The sequence below is a fragment of the Mycolicibacterium smegmatis genome (assembly GCF_001457595.1).
GTDB classification, from domain to species: domain Bacteria; phylum Actinomycetota; class Actinomycetes; order Mycobacteriales; family Mycobacteriaceae; genus Mycobacterium; species Mycobacterium smegmatis.
This window is the reverse complement of the sequence record NZ_LN831039.1, coordinates 2,905,567-2,923,020: the sequence shown is the minus strand read 5'-3', so window position 1 is coordinate 2,923,020 and position 17,454 is coordinate 2,905,567. Positions and strand designations below refer to the sequence as shown.

The following is a 17,454-nucleotide window of genomic DNA, read 5'->3' as shown; positions in this document are numbered from 1 at the left end:
GCGATCATGCGTGGCATGGCTCGCTGGTTCGCACTCCTGGTCTCCGCCCTGACGGTCCTCGCCGGGCTCACGGCCCCGCACGCGGCCGCCGCGGGAACCCCGATCGGGCGGATCGGTGAGACGCTGCGCGTCGACCACAACGGCATCGTCGCCGACGTCACCGTGCACGACGTCCTCGCCTCCGAGGTGCCGCCCGGTTGGGGCTGGAACGGTTCCCCGCGCTGGCGGGCACAAGGCAGCCCCTGGCGGGCACCGGTGACCGTCACGACGGTGTCCTCCCCCACCCCGTACGCGATGGCACTGTCGTTCAACTTCAACGGCGTGACCCCGTACGCCGACGCGTACCAGCCCAAGCACACCGACGCGCCCAACGCGCTGGAACTCGCGCTGCGCAACGCTCCCCCTGGCGCGACGGTCAACGGCGACGTGTACTGGGACGTCTACCGCGCACTGGTCACCAATGTGGTGCTCACCGACCGCAAGACCGGACAGCATCTGGCGCAGTGGAATCTGTGGCAGCCGGGGGCGCCGCTACCCTGACGGCATGCCCGTCGTCGTCGACATCGCCCAACCCGCGGACCTTCCCGAACTCGCGTCCGTGGCCGCCGCCACCTTCCCCCTGGCGTGCCCGCCCTCGGCGACCCCGGACAACATCGCGGCGTTCATCGAAGAGACCCTGTCGGAGCGGCGTTTCGGCGACTACCTCGCCGACCCCGACCGCACTGTGCTTGTGGCGCGCGAGGATTCGTCGATCATCGGTTACGCGATGCTCATCCGCGGTGTCCCCGACGACGCCGACGTGCAGCGCGCCGTCCCGGCCCGCCCGGCGCTGGAACTGTCGAAGATCTACGTGCTGGCGGACCGGCACGGCACCGGCGCGTCCACCGCGCTGATGACCGCGACCCTGACCAGGGCGGCCGAACTCGACATGAGCTGTGTGTGGCTCGGCGTCAACCAGCAGAACGAGCGCGCGCAGCGGTTCTACTCCAAGCACGGCTTCACCATCAACGGCACCAAGACCTTTCGGCTCGGCGCCGGCATCGAGAACGACTACGTGATGGTGCGCCCGGTCTGACTCAGGCCTTCTCCTGCGCCGCGGCGGTCAGCGCCAGCAGGCGTGACGTCGCGCGCAGGTACTTCTTGCGGAACCCGCCCGCGAGCATCTCGTCGCTGAAGATGGTGTCCAGCTTGGTCCCGGACGCCAGCACCGGGATGCCCGCGTCGTAGAGCCGGTCGGTCAGTGCCACGAGACGCAGCGCCACGCTCTGGTCCTCGATCGGGTGCACCCCGGTGATGAACACCTCGGACACGCCCTCGATCAGCGCGTGGTAACGCGATGGGTGCATGGTGGCCAGGTGCGCGCACAGCGCGTCGAAGTCGTCGAGCGTCGCGCCGTCGACCCCGCCCGCGCGCTCGGCCACCTCGGCGTCCGAAAGCGGCTCCGGCGCGGGCGGCAGATCGCGGTGCCGATAGTCGGGGCCCTCGATGCGCACGGTCGTGAAAATCTTTGCCAGCGTGTTGATCTCGCGCAGGAAGTCCTGCGCGGCGAACCGGCCCTCGCCCAGCTGCTCGGGCAGCGTGTTGGACGTCGCCGCGATCGACACGCCACGCTCCACGAGAGCCGACAGCAGCCGCGAGATCAGCGTCGTGTTGCCCGGGTCGTCGAGTTCGAACTCGTCGATGCACACCACCACGTACTCGGCCAGCAGGTCGATGCACTCGTTGTAGCCGAACACGCCTGCCAGCTGGGTCAGTTCGCCGAAGGTCGCGAACGCGGTCTTGGCGTTGCCCTGCGAGAGCGTGTAGTAGGTCGAGGCCAGAAGGTGGGTCTTGCCGACACCGAATCCGCCGTCGAGGTACAGGCCGACGCCGGGCAGCACCTCGCGCTTGCCGAACAACTTCTTCTTGCCCGCACGCCGCTCGGCGGCCTGTTCGCAGAACTGCCGGCACGACTGCACCGCGGCGGCCTGCGTCGGTTCGGCCGGATCGGGCCGGTAGCTGTCGAAGCTGACGTCGGCGAAGGTGGGCGGCGGCACCAGTTCGGCGACCAACCGTTCGGGGGTGACGGAGGGACGACGATCGGAAAGAGAAGCGACACCGCTGGACCCGTGCATGCAGGAAGCGTAACGACGTGCTCAAATTCAGTTCATGTCCGATGACACCGCCCCGGCCCGGTTCACCGAGCTCACGGCGGGCGGCAGAACCGTCGGCAGCGGCGACGACGAACTGACAACGCGGTTCTACGCCTACCCCGACGACCTGCGGAAATGTCGCGTGAGAGCGAACATGATCGTCAGCCTCGACGGCGCCGCGACACAGGACGGCAAGTCCGGTGGCCTCGGCGGCGCCGGTGACCGGGCTGTGTTCAATCTCATGCGCGAGACCGCCGACGTGATTCTCATGGGCGCATCGACGGTGCGCATCGAGAACTACTCGGGCGTGCAGCTGTCGGTGCCGCAGCGGCAGGCGCGGCAGCGCCGCGGTCAGGCCGAGGTGCCGCCGATCGCGATCGTCACCGCGTCGGCCGATCTGGAACCCGACGCCAAGATCTTCACCCGCACCGAGGTGCGCCCCCTGATCCTCACGACCGCGCACACCGTCTCGGACGCGCGCCGCCGGCTGGGCGGGGTGGCCGAGGTGCTCGACGCCTCGGGCGCCGACCGCACGCGCGTCGACCCGGCGCGGGCGCTGCAGATCCTGGCCGAGCGCAAGCTGTTCCGGGTGCTCACCGAGGGCGGGCCGAGCCTGCTGGGTCTGCTGATCGAACACGACCTGCTCGACGAGCTGTGCCTGACCATCGCCCCGGTCCTCGTCGGCGGCGGGGCGCCACGCATCGCGGCCGGTATCGGGCAGGCGCGGACCCGGATGCGGGTGTCGCACCTGCTGACCGACGACGAGGGCTACTTGTACACGCGTTACGTCCGTGGGTAGCCCGGAGCCGATCGCTACTGTGGTGCCCATGCGTGATCAGCTGGTGCGGGCCCTGCGCGTGTCGGGCGTGGTGGTCCCCGTGATGTCACTGGCAGTGCTCACCGCGTGCACACCGATGTTCGCCGCGGACCCGCGTTACGCCACGGATTCCGGTGCGCATCCGCAGGGACAGCCGGAAACCACCAGCGCCGAGCCCTCCGGGCCGCCGTCGATCGAGACCCCCAAGAGCGATCTGTCGTGGCGCGACTGCACCTCTCGCGTGTTCGGCGACGCCGGCGTGCCCGCCATCCCTGGCGTCACCCTGGACTGCGCGAACTACGACGCCGACCTCGACCCGCTCGAAGGCGCGTCGGGCACCCTGCAGATCGGTGTCGTGCGGGCAAAGGCCGCCGACACCCCCGACGACGCGGGCCCGATCGTGATGACCACCGGATCCGACATCGCATCGTCGATTCAGCTGCCCGCGTGGTTGTCGCGCACAGGAGCCGACGTGCTCAAGGCGCATCCCATCGTGGCAGTGGACCGGCGCGGCACGGGGATGTCCGGTGCGATCGACTGCCGCGACCTGTACGACCGCCAGGAGATGCTGGACCAGGCGCAGTTCCAGTCGGGCAACGACCCCGTGGCCAACCTGGGCTCGATCACCATGACGGCGACCACCAGCTGCACCGACACCATCGCCCCCGGCGACTCGGCGTACGACAACGCCCACGCGGCCGAGGACCTGGAACGCCTGCGCAGCACGTGGGACGTCCCGACGCTCGCGCTGCTGGGAGTCGGAAACGGCGCGCAGGTCGCGCTGGCCTACGCGGGCGCGCACCCCACCAAGGTGTCGCGGCTGGTGCTCGACTCGCCCCTGCCCCTGGCGATCGGCGCCGAGGCTGCCGCCGAGCAGCGCGTCAAAGGCCAGCAGGCCGCACTCGACGCGTTCGCCGCGCAATGCGTCGCCACGGGCTGCCCGCTGGGCCCCGACCCCAAAGCCGCGGTGGATTCGCTGCTCGCCGACGCCAGGGCCGGCCGCGGGCCGGGTGGCGCGTCGGTGGCGACCGTCGTCGACGCGATCACCACCGCGCTGGGCTTCCCGCGGGGCGACCGCGTGACCGCGACGGCAGAACTCGCGCGCACCCTCGCCGCCGCACGCGACGGCGACCCCAATCCGCTGACCGACCTCATCGCCGAGACCGAGACCACGCGCCTCACCGACGGGCATTTCGTAAACTCGTGCAGCGACGCGCTGAACCGGCCGACCCCCGACCGGGTCCGCGAACTCGTCGTCGCGTGGGGCAAGCTCTACCCGCAGTTCGGTGCCGTCGGCGCACTGAGCCTGGTGCAGTGCCTCAACTGGCCCAGCGGGTCGGCGCCGCAGGACCCCAAGGAACTGCCCGTTCCGGTGCTGCTGCTCGGCGTGCAGAACGACCCGATCGTCGGCAACGAAGGCGTTGCCGCGGTGGCCGCCACGATCATCAACGCGGGCGCCAACAACCGGCGGGTGATCTGGCAGGGCATCGGGCACGGCGCGAGCATCTACGACACGTGCGCGATAGCGCCCGTGACCTCATACCTCGACAACGGCAAACTGCCCGAGACCGACACGTACTGTCCTGCCTGACGTCTGGCGAGATCGGCGCCGGTGTACTGTGCGCTGGTGACGGCGACAGACTCCATCACCACGAAGCTCCTGAACGCGTTCCGCCCCCGCACCTCTGCGCCGAGCACCGCCACGGTGTTGCGCTCGGTGCTGTGGCCGATCGCGATCCTGTCGGTGATCCACCGCAGCTACGTGCTGGGCACCAACGGCTACATCACCGACGACTTCGGCCCGGTGTACCGCGCGGTGATCAACTTCAAGCTCGGGCTCGACATCTACAACGAGCAGTTCGACCACGTCGACCCGCACTACCTGTACCCGCCCGGCGGGACGCTGCTGCTGGCGCCGTTCGGCTACCTGCCGGTCGACGCGTCGCGCTACTGGTACATCAGTTTCAACGTGCTGGCGTTCCTGATCGCGGCCTATCTGATGCTGCGGATCTTCGACTACACGTTGTCCTCGGTGGCTGCCCCGGCCCTGGTGCTGGCCATGTTCTGCACCGAATCGGTCACCAACACACTGGTTTTCACCAACATCAACGGCTGCATGCTGCTGGGCGCGGTGTTGTTCTTCCGTTGGCTGCTCAAGGGCGGACGCAACGCCGAACTGCTCGCCGGAGCGGCCATCGGCCTGACCCTGGTGGTGAAACCGTCGCTGGCGCCACTTCTGCTGCTGCCGGTACTCAACCGGCAGTTCTACACACTGATCACCGCGTTCGGTGTGCCGCTGGTGTTCAACATCGCCGCGTGGCCGCTGGTGCCGGACCCGATGAACTTCGTGCGCCACACGGTCCCCTACATCATGTCGACGCGCGACTACTTCAACTCCTCGATCGTGGGCAACGGCATCTACTACGGCCTGCCCATGTGGCTGATCCTGCTGCTGCGCGTGGTGTTCCTGCTGCTGGCCGTCGGCAGCCTGTGGCTGCTGTACCGGTACTACCGTGAACGCGATCCGCGGTTCTGGCTGCTGACGTCCTCGGGCGTGCTGCTGACCGCATCGTTCCTGCTGCTGTCCCTTGGCCAGGGCTACTACTCGACGATGCTGTTCCCGTTCCTGATGACGGTGGTGCTGCCGAACTCGGTGCTGCGCAACTGGCCGGCGTGGCTGGCGATCTACGGGTTCATGACCATGGACCGCTGGCTGCTGGGGCACTGGCCGACCACCGGACGCTTCCTGGAGTACATGAAGATCACCTACGGCTGGTCGCTCATGCTGGTGGTGGTGTTCTGCGTGCTGTACTTCCGCTACCTCGACGCCAAACAGGACGGCCGCCTCGACCAGGGCATCGACCCGCCGTGGATGGCCAGGGAACGCACGCCTGCCCCCGTGTGAGCACGCGCGGTGGTTCTGGCGCGCTTCCTCTCGCGCACGTAATTTGGGGACATGACGATCCCTGCCCCCAAGCTTTCCCTCACCGACGACGAATGGCGCGAGAAGCTCACGCCCCAGGAGTTCGCCGTGCTGCGCCGGGCGGGCACCGAGCGCCCCTTCACCGGCGAGTACACCGACACCAAGACTGAGGGCGTCTACCAGTGCCGGGCGTGCGGCGCCGAACTGTTCCGCAGCAGTGAGAAGTTCGAATCGCACTGCGGGTGGCCGTCATTCTTCGACCCGGCCGACTCCGACGCGGTGATCCTGCGGCCCGACGACTCGCTCGGTATGCGCCGCGTGGAGGTGCTGTGCGCCAACTGCCACAGCCACCTCGGCCACGTCTTCGAGGGCGAGGGGTACCCGACGCCGACCGACAAGCGCTACTGCATCAACTCGATCTCGCTGCGCCTGGTCCCCGCGGAGTGAATCGCCGCTGAGTTCGCGCGATATCGACGCAGGAATGTCGACGAGAACTAGGCCGGATAGACCGCGAACTCGGTGCCGCCCTCGAGGTCGGAGACGCACTGGAACAGCAGCGGCGCCGATGCCGCGGTGCCCGAGTAGCACGTGAACGGCCCGATTTCCTGGTACTTCTCGCCCATGGGGTTGTACTGCGCCGCGAAGTGCGACGCCGTGACGCAGTCGATGTCGCCGGCGACGATGTCGATGACCTGACCGGCCTGCGGGTCACACCGCTCGACATCGGGTGCCTGCGCGAAACCGACCGGCGCCGTTGCCAGCGCACCCGCCGCGATGGCCGCGACGAGCAAAACGTGTGTCTTCACGGCCACCATGATGACGGACGGATGCCCGAAAACCCGGTAACTAGGGCAGCTTGGCGATCAGGTTCTCCACGCTGATGCGCGGGCCGGTGAAGAACGGCGTCTCCTCGCGGGTGTGGCGACGCGCGTCGGTGGCCCGCAGGTCGCGCATCAGGTCGACGATGCGGTGCAGTTCGGGCGCCTCGAACGCCAGGATCCACTCGTAGTCGCCGAGTGCGAACGCAGGCACGGTGTTGGCCCGCACATCCTTGTAGCCACGGGCGGCCATGCCATGCTCGGAGAGCATGCGGCGGCGCTCCTCGTCGGGAAGCAGGTACCACTCGTACGAGCGCACGAACGGATACACGCAGATGTAGTTGCCGGGCTCCTCACCGGCGAGGAACGCCGGGATGTGGCTCTTGTTGAACTCGGCGGGCCGGTGCAGCGCGACGCTGCTCCACACCGGGTCGCTGATCCGGCCCAGCGCGGTGGTGCGGCGGAAGTCGGAGTACGTGGACTGCAGCGCCTCGACGTTGTCGGCGTGCGTCCAGATCATGAAGTCGGCGTCGGCACGCAGGCCCGCGACGTCGTAGAGGCCCCGCACCACGACGCCCTTGTCCTCCTGCTGCTTGAGGAACGTGGCGGCCTCGTCGATCACGTCGGCGCGGTCCTCGCCCAGTTCACCGGGGGCAACGGCGAACACCGAGAACATCAGGTACCGGATGGTGGAGTTGAGTGCGTCGAAATCGAGCTTGGCCATAGGCCTATCGTGCCACGCCGGTTTTCACCAGCGTCAGGGCCGCTCGGGTGGCCGCGCCCACACATGCCGGGACCCCGATGCCGTCGAGATAACTGCCCGTCACCGCGAGATTCGGCGGCAGTCCCGCACGCAGTTCGGCCACCAGATCCAGGTGGCCCGGGCCGTACTGCGGCATGGCGTCGATCCACCGCTGGATGTGCCAGTCGACGGGGTCGACCGTGATGCCGAACAGCGTGTTCAGATCGCGCGTCGACCACGCCAGCAGATCCTCGTCGCCCGTGCTGCGGGCGAGATCGTCGCCGTAGCGACCGAACGACAACCGCAGCAGTTCGACATTGCCGCGCCGGCCCCACTTGCGTGACGACAGGGTCACGGCCTTGGCGTTGAGGCTGCCCGCCTCGCCGGTGGCCACCAGCACGCCCGACTGCTGCGGGATCGGCGTCCCGCCGGGAAGCGCGAGCGCCACCACCGCCGCCGACGCCACCCTGATCCGGCGCGCGGCCGCGGCCGTCCTCGGCGCGACGTGCTCGATCAGGGCCGGCAGGGCCGGTGCGGGCACGGCCAGCACCACACCGTCGGCGTTCCAGTTCGTGCCCTCGTCGTCGAACACCAGCCAGCCGTTGGCGTCACGATCGACGCGCACAGCGGTGACCTGCGCCCAGCGCACGGCGGCGCGGCGCTGCAGTTCCTCCAGCAGCACGCGGTAGCCGCCGTCGAGCGCGCCGAAGACCGAGCCGGTGACCGGCGGCGGCAGCGCGTCACGCACGGCGTCGGTCAGGCTGGGGGCGCCGCGGTCCAGCGCCGCGGCCAGGGTCGGTACCGCAGAACGCAATCCGATGGTCGCCGAGGACCCGGCGTACACCCCGGTCAGCAGCGGGTCGACCGAGCGGTACACGACCTGCATCCCGAACCGGTCGCCCACGACGTCGGCGACCGACGGATCGGATCCCGGCCGCCACGCGAACGGGCGCGCACGTTCGTCGATGATCTGCGCGACCGTCGCGTCGTCGACCAGACCCAGCAGCGACGACGCCTGCGCCGGGATGCCCTGCAGGGTGCCCTGCGGCAGCGGGTGCAGCCGCGCACCGCTGTAGATCAGCGGACGCGCACCGGAGGTCGCGATCTGCCGTCCGGCCAGGCCGAGTTCCGCCAGCAGCGCGGGCATCTCGGGCCGACGCGCGACGAACGCCTCCGCGCCGACGTCGAGCCATTGCCCGCCGACGCGCTCGGTGCGCAGGATCCCGCCGAGACGGTCGGCCGGGTCGAGCAGCGTGATGTCGGCGTGCGGACCCGCGGCCCGGCGCAAGCGGTAAGCGGCGACGAGGCCGGAGATCCCGCCGCCGACGACGCAGAACCGCATGGTCACAGCGAGTGCACCAACTCCACCGCGTCGGTGATGATGCCCGGATCGGTCGCGGGCAGCACACCGTGGCCCAGATTGAAGATGTGTCCGGCGGCGCCCGCCGCGACCGCGGCCCTGCCGTCCTCGACGACGCGACGCACCGCTTTCTCGACCACAGGCCAGCCCGCCAGCAGCACCACCGGGTCGAGGTTGCCCTGCAGCGCGGCGCCGGGAAGCACCCGCGCCGCGGCATCGGCCAGTGAGGTCCGCCAGTCCACGCCGACGACCCGGGCCGCACCCGGGGCCAGGGCCTCCGACATGGCGCCGAGCAGTTCGGCCGTGCCGACGCCGAAGTGCGTCATCGGGACACCGGCGGCCGCCATGGTCGCGAACACGCGGCTGCTGTGCGGGAGCACGTACTCGCGGTAGTCGGTCAGCGACAGCGTCCCGGCCCACGAGTCGAACACCTGCAACGCGTCCACGCCCGCGTCCACCTGCGCCTGCAGGAACGCGATGGTCAGATCCGTCAGCGCCGTCATCAGGGCGTGCCAGGTCGAGCTCTCCCCCAGCATCATCGCCTTGGTGCGCTCGTGGTGGCGGCTGGGACCGCCCTCCACCAGGTAGGAGGCCAACGTGAACGGGGCGCCTGCGAAGCCGATCAGCGGGACGTCGCCCAGTTCGGCGGTCAGCAGCCTCACGGCCTCGGCGACCGGGGCCACCTGGGGAGACTCCAGCGCCGGCATGGCCTGCACGTCGCCGAGCGTGCGGATGGGGTTGTCGATGACCGGCCCGACGTCGGGCACGATGTCGAGCCCGATACCCGCGGCCTTGAGCGGCACGACGATGTCGGAGAACAGGATGGCCGCGTCCACCTTGTGCCTGCGGACCGGCTGCATGGTGATCTCGCACACCAGCTCGGCGTCGAAGCAGGCCTGCAACATCCTGTGCTGGGCGCGCAGCTCCCGGTACTCGGGCAGCGACCGGCCGGCCTGCCGCATGAACCACACCGGCACGCGGTGTGGGCTGCGGCCGCTTGCGGCGGCCAAATAGGGCGACTCGGGCAGCTCACGGCGGGTATTCATCGCGTCCTATCGTGCCACGAGCGAATTTTCCCTGGTGTGACGCGCTCGTCTTCACCTTCGATGAAGGTCGTTACGGCGCGCCTGTCCCCTGTTGTGCCCAGATGGACTAGCGTCAAACGCCGTGACCTCTGCCGAACCGGCACAGTTCCGGACGGCGGTGGCGGCGATGAATGCCACCACCGTACGGCCGGAAATCGAGCTGGGCCCGATCCGCCCGCCGCAGCGGCTGGCGCCGTACAGCTATGCCCTGGGCGCCGAGGTCCGGCATCCGGACACCGCGATAGTTCCCGAACGCTCCGAGGGCGACGCCTTCGGACGGCTCATCCTGCTGCACGACCCGGACGGCGCCGAGGCGTGGGACGGCACGATGCGCCTGGTCGCCTACATCCAGGCCGATCTGGACTCCAGTGAGGCCGTGGACCCGCTGTTGCCCGAGGTGGCGTGGAGCTGGCTGGTGGACGCGCTCGATGCGCGCGCCAACCAGGTCACCGCACTGGGCGGCACGGTCACCGCGACCACATCCGTGCGCTACGGCGACATCGCCGGCCCACCGCGCGCCCACCAGCTGGAGTTGCGCGCGTCGTGGACGGCGACGACGCTGGAACTCGGCCCGCACGTGGAAGCGTTCTGCGAAGTGCTCGAGCACGCCGCCGGACTGCCACCAGCCGGCGTCACCGACTTGAGTTCCCGTACCCGCGCATAGAGATGACCCAAGGGGATACCGAACCTGCCGATGTGGAGGAGGCAGAAGCGACACCGCTTCTGACCCCCGCCGAAGGCGTCCCCGAACTCTGCGTCAGCGCCGACGAGATCGCCGCGGCCGCACGTCAGCTGGCGGGTGGTAGCGGTCCGTTCGCGATCGATGCCGAACGCGCGTCGGGTTTCCGGTACTCCAACCGCGCGTACCTGGTGCAGATCCGCCGCGCCGGGGCAGGCACCGCACTGATCGACCCGGTCAACCACGGCGGCTCGCCGATCGACACGCTCGAGCCCGTCGCGCAGACCCTGGCCGACGACGAATGGGTGCTGCACGCCGCGGATCAGGATCTGCCGTGTCTGGCCGAGATCGGTCTGCGTCCGGGCAAGCTGTACGACACCGAACTGGCGGGCCGGCTTGCCGGGTTCGAACGCGTCAACCTCGCGGCGATGGTCCAGCGACTGCTGGGGCTGCAGCTCATGAAGGGCCACGGCGCGGCCGACTGGTCCAAGCGTCCGCTGCCCGACGAGTGGCTCAACTATGCGGCGCTGGATGTCGAGGTGCTGCTGGAGTTGCGCCACGCGATCGCCGCGGTGCTCGAAGAGCAGGGCAAGACCGAATGGGCTGCACAGGAATTCGAGCACCTGCGCACCTACGTCGCGCAACCGACGCGCCGGGACCGGTGGCGGCGCACGTCGGGCATCCACAAGGTGCGCAACCCGCGGGCGCTGGCCGCGGTCCGCGAGCTGTGGACCACGCGGGACAACATCGCCCGCAGCCGTGACATCGCCCCCGGCCGGATCCTGCCCGACGCCGCGATCATCAACGCGGCCACCGTCGACCCCAAGACCACCGCGGAACTCACCGCGCTCCCGGTGTTCGGCGGCGCCAAGCAGCGGCGCAGCGCCCAGGTCTGGCTGGACGCCCTCAACCGCGCGCGACAGAACCCCGATCCGCCGTCGGCGTCAGAGGCGTCCAACGGCCCGCCGCCCGCGGCGCGCTGGGCACGGCGCAAACCCGAGGCCGCCGCACGCCTGGAGGCGGCCCGTGCCGGCCTGGCCGAACTGTCCGAACGCGTTTCGGTGCCGGCCGAGAACCTGATCACCCCCGAGGTGGTGCGCCGGCTGTGCTGGGACTGGCAACCCGTGGCCGACGTCGCGTCGACCGTCGAGGAATTCCTGGTCGACAACCAGGTGCGGCCGTGGCAGCGCGAGCTCACCGTGCCGGTGCTCACCGTCGCGCTGGCCGAGAACTGATGCAGGCCGGCCGGATTCAAACCGGTTTCAGAGCGCGACGACGCGGTCGATGTGCTCCAGGAAGTGTGCGAGCACAGCGTCCGGCGCCTCGATCTGCGGCCAGTGGGCGATGTCGTCGGCGAGCATCACGACGTCGGGATCCGGGATGACCTCGAGATAGCGCTGTGCCATGTGGCGGCCCGAGTTCGGATCCGACGGCCCGTCGATCAACCGCATCGGCACCGACGTCTCACGCATCGCGCGCACCCACCGGTTGCGGTGGGTGTAGCGATCGGTGACGAATCGTCCGACCTTGTGCAGCACGCGTTTTCCGTCGTTGTGGTCGAGGATCTGATGGAACTTCTCGATCATCTCGCGCGACGGCTTGGTGTTCACTCCGAACATCTGGTCGAGGGTCGACTCGAAGACCCGCCGTGACAGCGGTGACCCCTGCAGTGGACTGAGGATGTCGCCCAACGGTGTTCGCGACATGACCTTCTGCATCAGGCGGGGCCGGTAGGCCTCGTTGAACAGTCCCCCGTTGAGCCACGTGACGGATTCGATCTGGAAACCGCCGTACGCCTGACCGCCGAATTCGTGACGGGCCAGCATCTCCTGCCCCACCGAGTCACCGAGATCGTGGGCGAGGATGTGCGTGCTGGTGATCCCGAGGTGCGCGAGCAGCGCCTCGTGGATGTCGGCGTGGTCGGTGACGCGGTATTCGTAGGCCACCGGTTTGTCCGAGAACCCCATGCCGATCATGTCCGGGGCGATCACGGTGAACCGCTGCGTCAGCGTGGGCCAGATCAGCGACCAGTCCCACGAGTTGAACGGATATCCGTGGATGAGAAGCAGATTCGGCCCGGTGCCCGGCGCCACGCCGTCGACCCGGTAGAAGATGTCGAATCCCAGGTAGTCGAAGTACTGCCCGGCGTCTTTCCAGCGCTGCAGTTCATCGTGCATCTCGGCAGCCTACTGGCCGCGAGGAGCCCGAGGGCTGCTAGTCGAGCGTCTGCCCGACTTCGTCCTCGGCGGCCGAGCGGGTGCCGATCGCGGCCACCCACCCGGTGATCTGCCGGGCGATGTGACGATCGGTCAGGCCGACCTCGGCGAGCACCTCACCGCGTGACGCGTGGTCCTGGAACTGTTGCGGTACACCGACGTCACGGCACGGCACGTCGATCTCGGCGTGCCGCAGCGCGGCCGACACCGACGACCCGATGCCGCCGTGCAGACCGTTGTCCTCGACGGTGACCACGAGTTTGTGATCGCGGGCCAGATCGGCGAGCGCCTCCGGGACGGGCAGCACCCAACGCGGGTCCACGACGGTCACGCCGATGCCCTGGCTGCGCAGCAGTTCGGCGACGGCCAGCGCCATCTTCGCGAACGATCCGACCGCCACCAGCAGCACGTCGTGCGTGAGACCCGTGGCGGGAACAGCGAGCACGTCGACCCCGTCGCGGCGCTGCACCGCCGGGATGTCCTCGCCCACATCCCCTTTGGGGAACCGGATGGCCGTGGGGCCGTCGTTGACGGCCAGCGCCTCGCCGAGTTCCGCACGCAGGCGGGCACCGTCGCGCGGCGCGGCGACGCGGATGCCGGGGATGATGCCGAGGATCGACAGATCCCACATGCCGTTGTGGCTCGCGCCGTCAGGCCCGGTGATGCCTGCGCGGTCGAGCACCATGGTCACCGGCAGCTTGTGCAGCGCGACGTCCATCATCAACTGGTCGAAGGCACGGTTGAGGAACGTCGAGTAGATCGCGACCACCGGGTGCAGCCCGCCCATCGCCAGGCCCGCGGCCGAGGTCATGGCGTGCTGTTCGGCGATGCCGACGTCGAAGAACCGGTCGGGGAACCGGTCCCGGAACGCACTCAGACCGGTGGGCCCTGGCATGGCCGCGGTGATCGCGACGACGTCACGGCGCTTGGCGGCCTGCGAGATCAACTCGTCGGAGAACACCGACGTCCAACTGGTGCCGCTGGCCTTGGTGGGCAACCCGGTCTCGGGGTCGATCACACCGCAGGCGTGCATCTGGTCGGCCTCGTCGTTCTCGGCGGGCGCGTAGCCCATGCCCTTGCGGGTCACGACGTGCACGATCACCGGCGCGTTGAAGCCGCGGGCGTGGCGCAGGGCGCTCTCGACGGCGTGTTCGTCGTGCCCGTCGATGGGGCCGACGTACTTGATGCCGAGGTCGGTGAACATCACCTGCGGGGCGATGGCGTCCTTGATGCCGGCCTTGATCGAGTGGATGCACTGGTAGCACAGCTCGCCGATGAGCGGCACACCGCGAACGGCCTTGCGGCCCTCTTCGAGCACGCGCTCGTACCCCGGCTGCAGGCGCAGCGCCGCGAGATGCTCGGCGAGGCCGCCGATGGTCGGCGCGTAGCTGCGGCCGTTGTCGTTGACCACGATCACCACCGGGCGGCGCGAGGTCGCGATGTTGTTGAGCGCCTCCCAACACATGCCGCCGGTCAGCGCCCCGTCGCCCACGACGGCCACCACATGGCGGTTGCGGTGCCCGGTGAGTTCGAAGGCCTTGGCCAGCCCGTCGGCGTAGGACAGGGCCGCGCTGGCATGGCTGGACTCGACCCAGTCGTGATCACTCTCGGAGCGCGACGGATAACCCGAGAGGCCGTCCTTGCTGCGCAGCGTGTCGAAATCCTCGCTGCGACCGGTCAGCATCTTGTGCACGTACGCCTGATGACCCGTGTCGAAGATGATCGGATCGTGCGGCGAATCGAACACCCGGTGCAGCGCCAGTGTGAGCTCGACGACCCCCAGATTGGGGCCGAGATGTCCACCGGTTGCAGCGACCTTGTGGATCAGGAATTGCCGGATCTCCTGCGCCAGATCACGTAGCTGTGACTGCGACAGGTGCTGCAAGTCAGCGGGGCCGCGGACCTGTTCAAGCATTTCGCCAGTCTACGCACCGGCTCACTACTGGTCTTGCCGAGGCTGGTAGATGTCGGGCACACCATCGTCATCTGCGTCGACGGTCTCGGCCTCGTGGATGCGCCGGTAGACCGCGTTTCTGGACAACAGCACCACCGCGGCCAGTACGCCCGCCAGCACCGATCCCGTGAGCACCGCGATCTTGGCGTCGTCGTGGGCAATCGGGCTGTTCTCGAACGCGAGTTCACCGATCAACAACGACACCGTGAAGCCGATCCCGGCGAGCAACGCCAGGCCGAACACGTCACGCCAGGCCAGATCCTCGTCGAGGTTCGCCTTGGTGAACCTGGCGAGCACGTACGTGGTCAAGAACACGCCGATGGGTTTGCCGAGGACCAGGCCCGCGATCACCCCGTAGGTCACCGGGTGCGACAGCGCCGAGGCGAATCCGGACAGTCCGCCGACGGTGACGCCTGCCGCGAAGAACGCGAACACCGGGACCGCGAACCCCGCCGACAGCGGCCGCAGCCGGTGCTCCATCCGGTCGGCGCACGCGTGGCGGCCCAGCACCGGAATGGTGAAGCCCAGCAGTACGCCCGCGACCGTCGCGTGTACCCCGCTGGCGTGCATGAGCGCCCACGCGACCACCGCGAGCGGTAGCAGTAGGAACGGCGTGCGCACCCCACGCTGCACCGCGAGCCCGAACACCGCGATGGTCACCAGCGCGCCCGCGAGCGGCCCGAACGACAGCTGGGTGGTGTAGAAGACCGCGATGACGATGATGGCCAGCAGATCGTCGACCACGGCCAGGGTCAGCAGGAAGATGCGCAGCGCCGACGGCAGGTGGGTGGCGATCACGGCCAGCACCGCGAGCGCGAACGCGATGTCGGTGGCGACCGGGATCGCCCAGCCGCCGAGATTCTCGGTGTGGCCCGCGACGAGGTTGACGCCGACGAAGATCACGGCGGGCACGATCATGCCGCCGACGGCCGCGGCGATGGGCAGCGCGGCCTTGGCCGGATCACGCAGGTCGCCCACGACGAACTCGCGTTTGAGTTCGACGCCGACGACGAAGAAGAAGATCGCCAGCAGACCGTCCGCGGCCCAGGCCGAGATGCTCAGGTCCAGGTGCAGCGAATGTGGCCCGACGACGAAGTCGGAGACCTGGTCGTAGCCGGCCGACCACGGCGAGTTCGCCCAGACCAGCGCGGCCAGCGCGGCCACCAGCAGCAGCGCGCCACCGACGGTCTCGGTGCGCAGCAGTTCGGAGACGCGCTGCCACTCGGGCCACGAGCTGCGCGAGAAGATGCGCCGTCGGAAGGTTTCAGGCTGATCGGTCATGACGGGCTCCTGTGGGCAGCATCGGGCGGACGCCGACCAGGCTTCCCGGCACACCCGCGATCACGCTAACAGCCGTGTGCCGGTCGCGCCGCACGGAGGTCCGCGCCGGTTCGCACCCCTTGAGAGGTGAATTCGTGGTGCGCACTGCGGATTCACCTCGCCCGTGATCGGCAGCTCGCGGTCCCTGCCCGGCAGTTGAGCAGCACAAACCGGGCGGGTCGCCGTCCACACGAAATAACGTATCCGTCAACATAAATTCCGCGCTGCGGAATCGGTTGCCGGGAATTGAACTCTGCGCGTCCGATTTGTTGCGTCATTACGTAGTCTGTAATTCGAAATCGATTTCCCGGGGTGCGGATTTGAGTCCATTCGATCACTACTACGCGCGCACCGCCATGCTCTCGGCACAGGGCCAGCGTTCCCGAATGCGCCGCATCATCGGCGTGACCATCACCGCGCTGGCGTTCGTACCGGTGCTGATGCTCGCCTCGCCCGCGGGGCCTGCCGGTGCGCTGCGGTACGTCCCACTGGGCGCCACGGCGCCACGGCGTGCGGCGTGCTGATGTCGGTGTGGTGGTGGCGGCGCAAGTGGCCGAGCCGCAATCAGTCATGGCTGGTGGTCGGCATCGGCACGGTCGGGATCGCCGTCACGCTGTCGTCGATGAGCGACCCCACCGTGGGCCTGCTCAGTTCGTCGGTGTTCAGCCTCGTCACCACCTACTCGGCGTTCCTGCACAGTCGGCGCGTTCTGGTCCTGTCATGGATCGCGTCAGGTCTCACCGTGGGGTTCCTGGCGATCCGCGTCGCGTTCACGAGCATCCCGATGGCGCTGTCGGGCGCGCTGGTGAGCGGACTGGTGATCGCCACCACGTCCATGTTGTGCCGCATGGCGATCCGCCTGCTCGACGCGGGCAACGTACAGCACCCCAATGAGATCGACCGGCTCACGGGTCTGCTCAACCGCGAGGCGTTCGAGATCCAGGCCGCGACCATGCTGGGTTCGCACAGTCGCCACGACGACCAGTACCTGGTGATCCTCGCGGTCGGCATCGACGACATGTCGTTGCTCAGCGACATGGACGGCACGCACAGCACGCTCCATGCCCGGGTCGCGGTGGCCCAGGCCCTGCGCGAGACCGTGCGTCACCGGGTTCCGCTGGCCCACGTCTCCGACAGCGAATTCCTGATCGCCGACGTGTTCAAGACCAACGACCCGTCACCGCTCGTCGAGCGCATGCGTCTGGCGATCAGCACCACGCCCATGCGGCTGACCGCCAGCATCGGCACGGTGTGCAGCCCACTGGCCCCGTTGGCCAGCCTGCCCGCCGAGCAGGTCCTGCAGGAACTCATCGACGTCGCGATGCGCGCGATGAACGAGTCACGCGCGGCCGGCGGTAATCAGACCATCTCGGTCAACTACCCCACCCCCACGCCCAACCAGGAGTGA

General features: G+C 68.9%; 18 protein-coding genes. 10 read left to right on the top strand and 8 right to left on the bottom strand.

Annotated features, from left to right (window positions below):
• Positions 1-15: 15 nt before the first annotated feature.
• Both AT701_RS14030 and AT701_RS14025 read left to right on the top strand, forming a co-directional pair.
• A complete protein-coding gene (locus AT701_RS14030) occupies positions 16-540 on the top strand; it encodes a hypothetical protein (RefSeq protein ID WP_003894177.1) in 525 nt (174 codons plus the stop codon).
• Positions 541-544: 4 nt separating this feature from the next.
• Complete coding sequence (locus tag AT701_RS14025; protein WP_003894176.1) at positions 545-1,075, top strand: GNAT family N-acetyltransferase; 531 nt, start codon at positions 545-547, stop codon at positions 1,073-1,075.
• A 1-nt stretch (position 1,076) separates the two neighbouring features.
• Here the strand turns inward: AT701_RS14025 and zapE are convergent, their stop codons facing one another.
• Positions 1,077-2,114 (bottom strand): cell division protein ZapE, encoded by a 1,038-nt coding sequence (gene zapE / locus AT701_RS14020; protein ID WP_011728584.1) that lies wholly within the window; start codon positions 2,112-2,114, stop codon positions 1,077-1,079.
• 34 nt (positions 2,115-2,148) lie between these two features.
• Here zapE and AT701_RS14015 point away from each other — a divergent pair, with 34 nt between their 5' ends.
• From AT701_RS14015 to msrB, 4 genes are read left to right on the top strand one after another with little or no spacing between them, the layout of a single operon-like run.
• Positions 2,149-2,931: a pyrimidine reductase family protein gene (locus AT701_RS14015; protein WP_011728583.1), complete on the top strand. Its 783-nt coding sequence runs from the start codon at positions 2,149-2,151 to the stop codon at positions 2,929-2,931.
• A 28-nt stretch (positions 2,932-2,959) separates the two neighbouring features.
• A complete protein-coding gene (locus tag AT701_RS14010; protein WP_162139536.1) occupies positions 2,960-4,540 on the top strand; it encodes an alpha/beta hydrolase in 1,581 nt (526 codons plus the stop codon).
• Positions 4,541-4,561: 21 nt separating this feature from the next.
• Entirely contained in the window at positions 4,562-5,854 is a 1,293-nt protein-coding gene (aftC, locus tag AT701_RS14005; RefSeq protein ID WP_011728581.1) for an arabinofuranan 3-O-arabinosyltransferase, read from the top strand.
• Positions 5,855-5,905: 51 nt separating this feature from the next.
• The gene (gene msrB, locus AT701_RS14000) at positions 5,906-6,319 is read left to right on the top strand and encodes a peptide-methionine (R)-S-oxide reductase MsrB (protein WP_003894168.1); all 414 of its coding nucleotides are present in this window, start codon (positions 5,906-5,908) and stop codon (positions 6,317-6,319) included.
• Between the two features lie 47 nt (positions 6,320-6,366).
• Here msrB and AT701_RS13995 read toward each other — a convergent pair whose 3' ends face one another.
• The 4 genes from AT701_RS13995 to hemE are packed head-to-tail and all read right to left on the bottom strand — an operon-like array spanning position 6,367 to position 9,838.
• Positions 6,367-6,687, bottom strand: coding sequence for a hypothetical protein (locus tag AT701_RS13995; RefSeq protein WP_014877485.1), 321 nt, complete (start codon positions 6,685-6,687; stop codon positions 6,367-6,369).
• Positions 6,688-6,718: 31 nt separating this feature from the next.
• The gene (gene hemQ / locus AT701_RS13990; RefSeq protein WP_003894166.1) at positions 6,719-7,414 is read right to left on the bottom strand and encodes a hydrogen peroxide-dependent heme synthase; all 696 of its coding nucleotides are present in this window, start codon (positions 7,412-7,414) and stop codon (positions 6,719-6,721) included.
• 4 nt (positions 7,415-7,418) lie between these two features.
• Positions 7,419-8,780 carry a protoporphyrinogen oxidase gene (locus AT701_RS13985; RefSeq protein WP_011728580.1) on the bottom strand — a complete coding sequence of 454 codons (1,362 nt, stop codon included), beginning with the start codon at positions 8,778-8,780 and terminating at the stop codon, positions 7,419-7,421.
• Complete coding sequence (gene hemE, locus AT701_RS13980) at positions 8,777-9,838, bottom strand: uroporphyrinogen decarboxylase (protein WP_011728579.1); 1,062 nt, start codon at positions 9,836-9,838, stop codon at positions 8,777-8,779. The genes AT701_RS13985 and hemE overlap by 4 nt, the downstream gene beginning before the upstream one ends.
• A 166-nt stretch (positions 9,839-10,004) precedes the next feature.
• Here hemE and AT701_RS13975 point away from each other — a divergent pair, with 166 nt between their 5' ends.
• Positions 10,005-10,541 (top strand): DUF3000 domain-containing protein, encoded by a 537-nt coding sequence (locus tag AT701_RS13975; RefSeq protein WP_228096708.1) that lies wholly within the window; start codon positions 10,005-10,007, stop codon positions 10,539-10,541.
• A 2-nt stretch (positions 10,542-10,543) separates the two neighbouring features.
• Entirely contained in the window at positions 10,544-11,791 is a 1,248-nt protein-coding gene (locus AT701_RS13970) for an HRDC domain-containing protein (protein WP_058126038.1), read from the top strand.
• Positions 11,792-11,818: 27 nt separating this feature from the next.
• Here AT701_RS13970 and AT701_RS13965 read toward each other — a convergent pair whose 3' ends face one another.
• Genes AT701_RS13965 through nhaA form a run of 3 tightly spaced genes read right to left on the bottom strand, consistent with a single transcriptional unit; the run spans position 11,819 to position 16,007 of the window.
• On the bottom strand, positions 11,819-12,733 hold the full coding sequence (locus tag AT701_RS13965; RefSeq protein WP_011728576.1) for an alpha/beta fold hydrolase: 915 nt from the start codon (positions 12,731-12,733) through the stop codon (positions 11,819-11,821).
• A 37-nt stretch (positions 12,734-12,770) separates the two neighbouring features.
• On the bottom strand, positions 12,771-14,687 hold the full coding sequence (gene dxs / locus AT701_RS13960) for a 1-deoxy-D-xylulose-5-phosphate synthase (RefSeq protein WP_011728575.1): 1,917 nt from the start codon (positions 14,685-14,687) through the stop codon (positions 12,771-12,773).
• Positions 14,688-14,711: 24 nt separating this feature from the next.
• A complete protein-coding gene (gene nhaA / locus AT701_RS13955) occupies positions 14,712-16,007 on the bottom strand; it encodes a Na+/H+ antiporter NhaA (protein WP_058126037.1) in 1,296 nt (431 codons plus the stop codon).
• Positions 16,008-16,366: 359 nt separating this feature from the next.
• Between nhaA and AT701_RS35730 the strand changes: the two genes are divergently transcribed.
• Positions 16,367-16,570, top strand: coding sequence for a hypothetical protein (locus AT701_RS35730; protein ID WP_235630849.1), 204 nt, complete (start codon positions 16,367-16,369; stop codon positions 16,568-16,570).
• Positions 16,570-17,454: a diguanylate cyclase domain-containing protein gene (locus AT701_RS13950; protein WP_235630852.1), complete on the top strand. Its 885-nt coding sequence runs from the start codon at positions 16,570-16,572 to the stop codon at positions 17,452-17,454. The genes AT701_RS35730 and AT701_RS13950 overlap by 1 nt, the downstream gene beginning before the upstream one ends.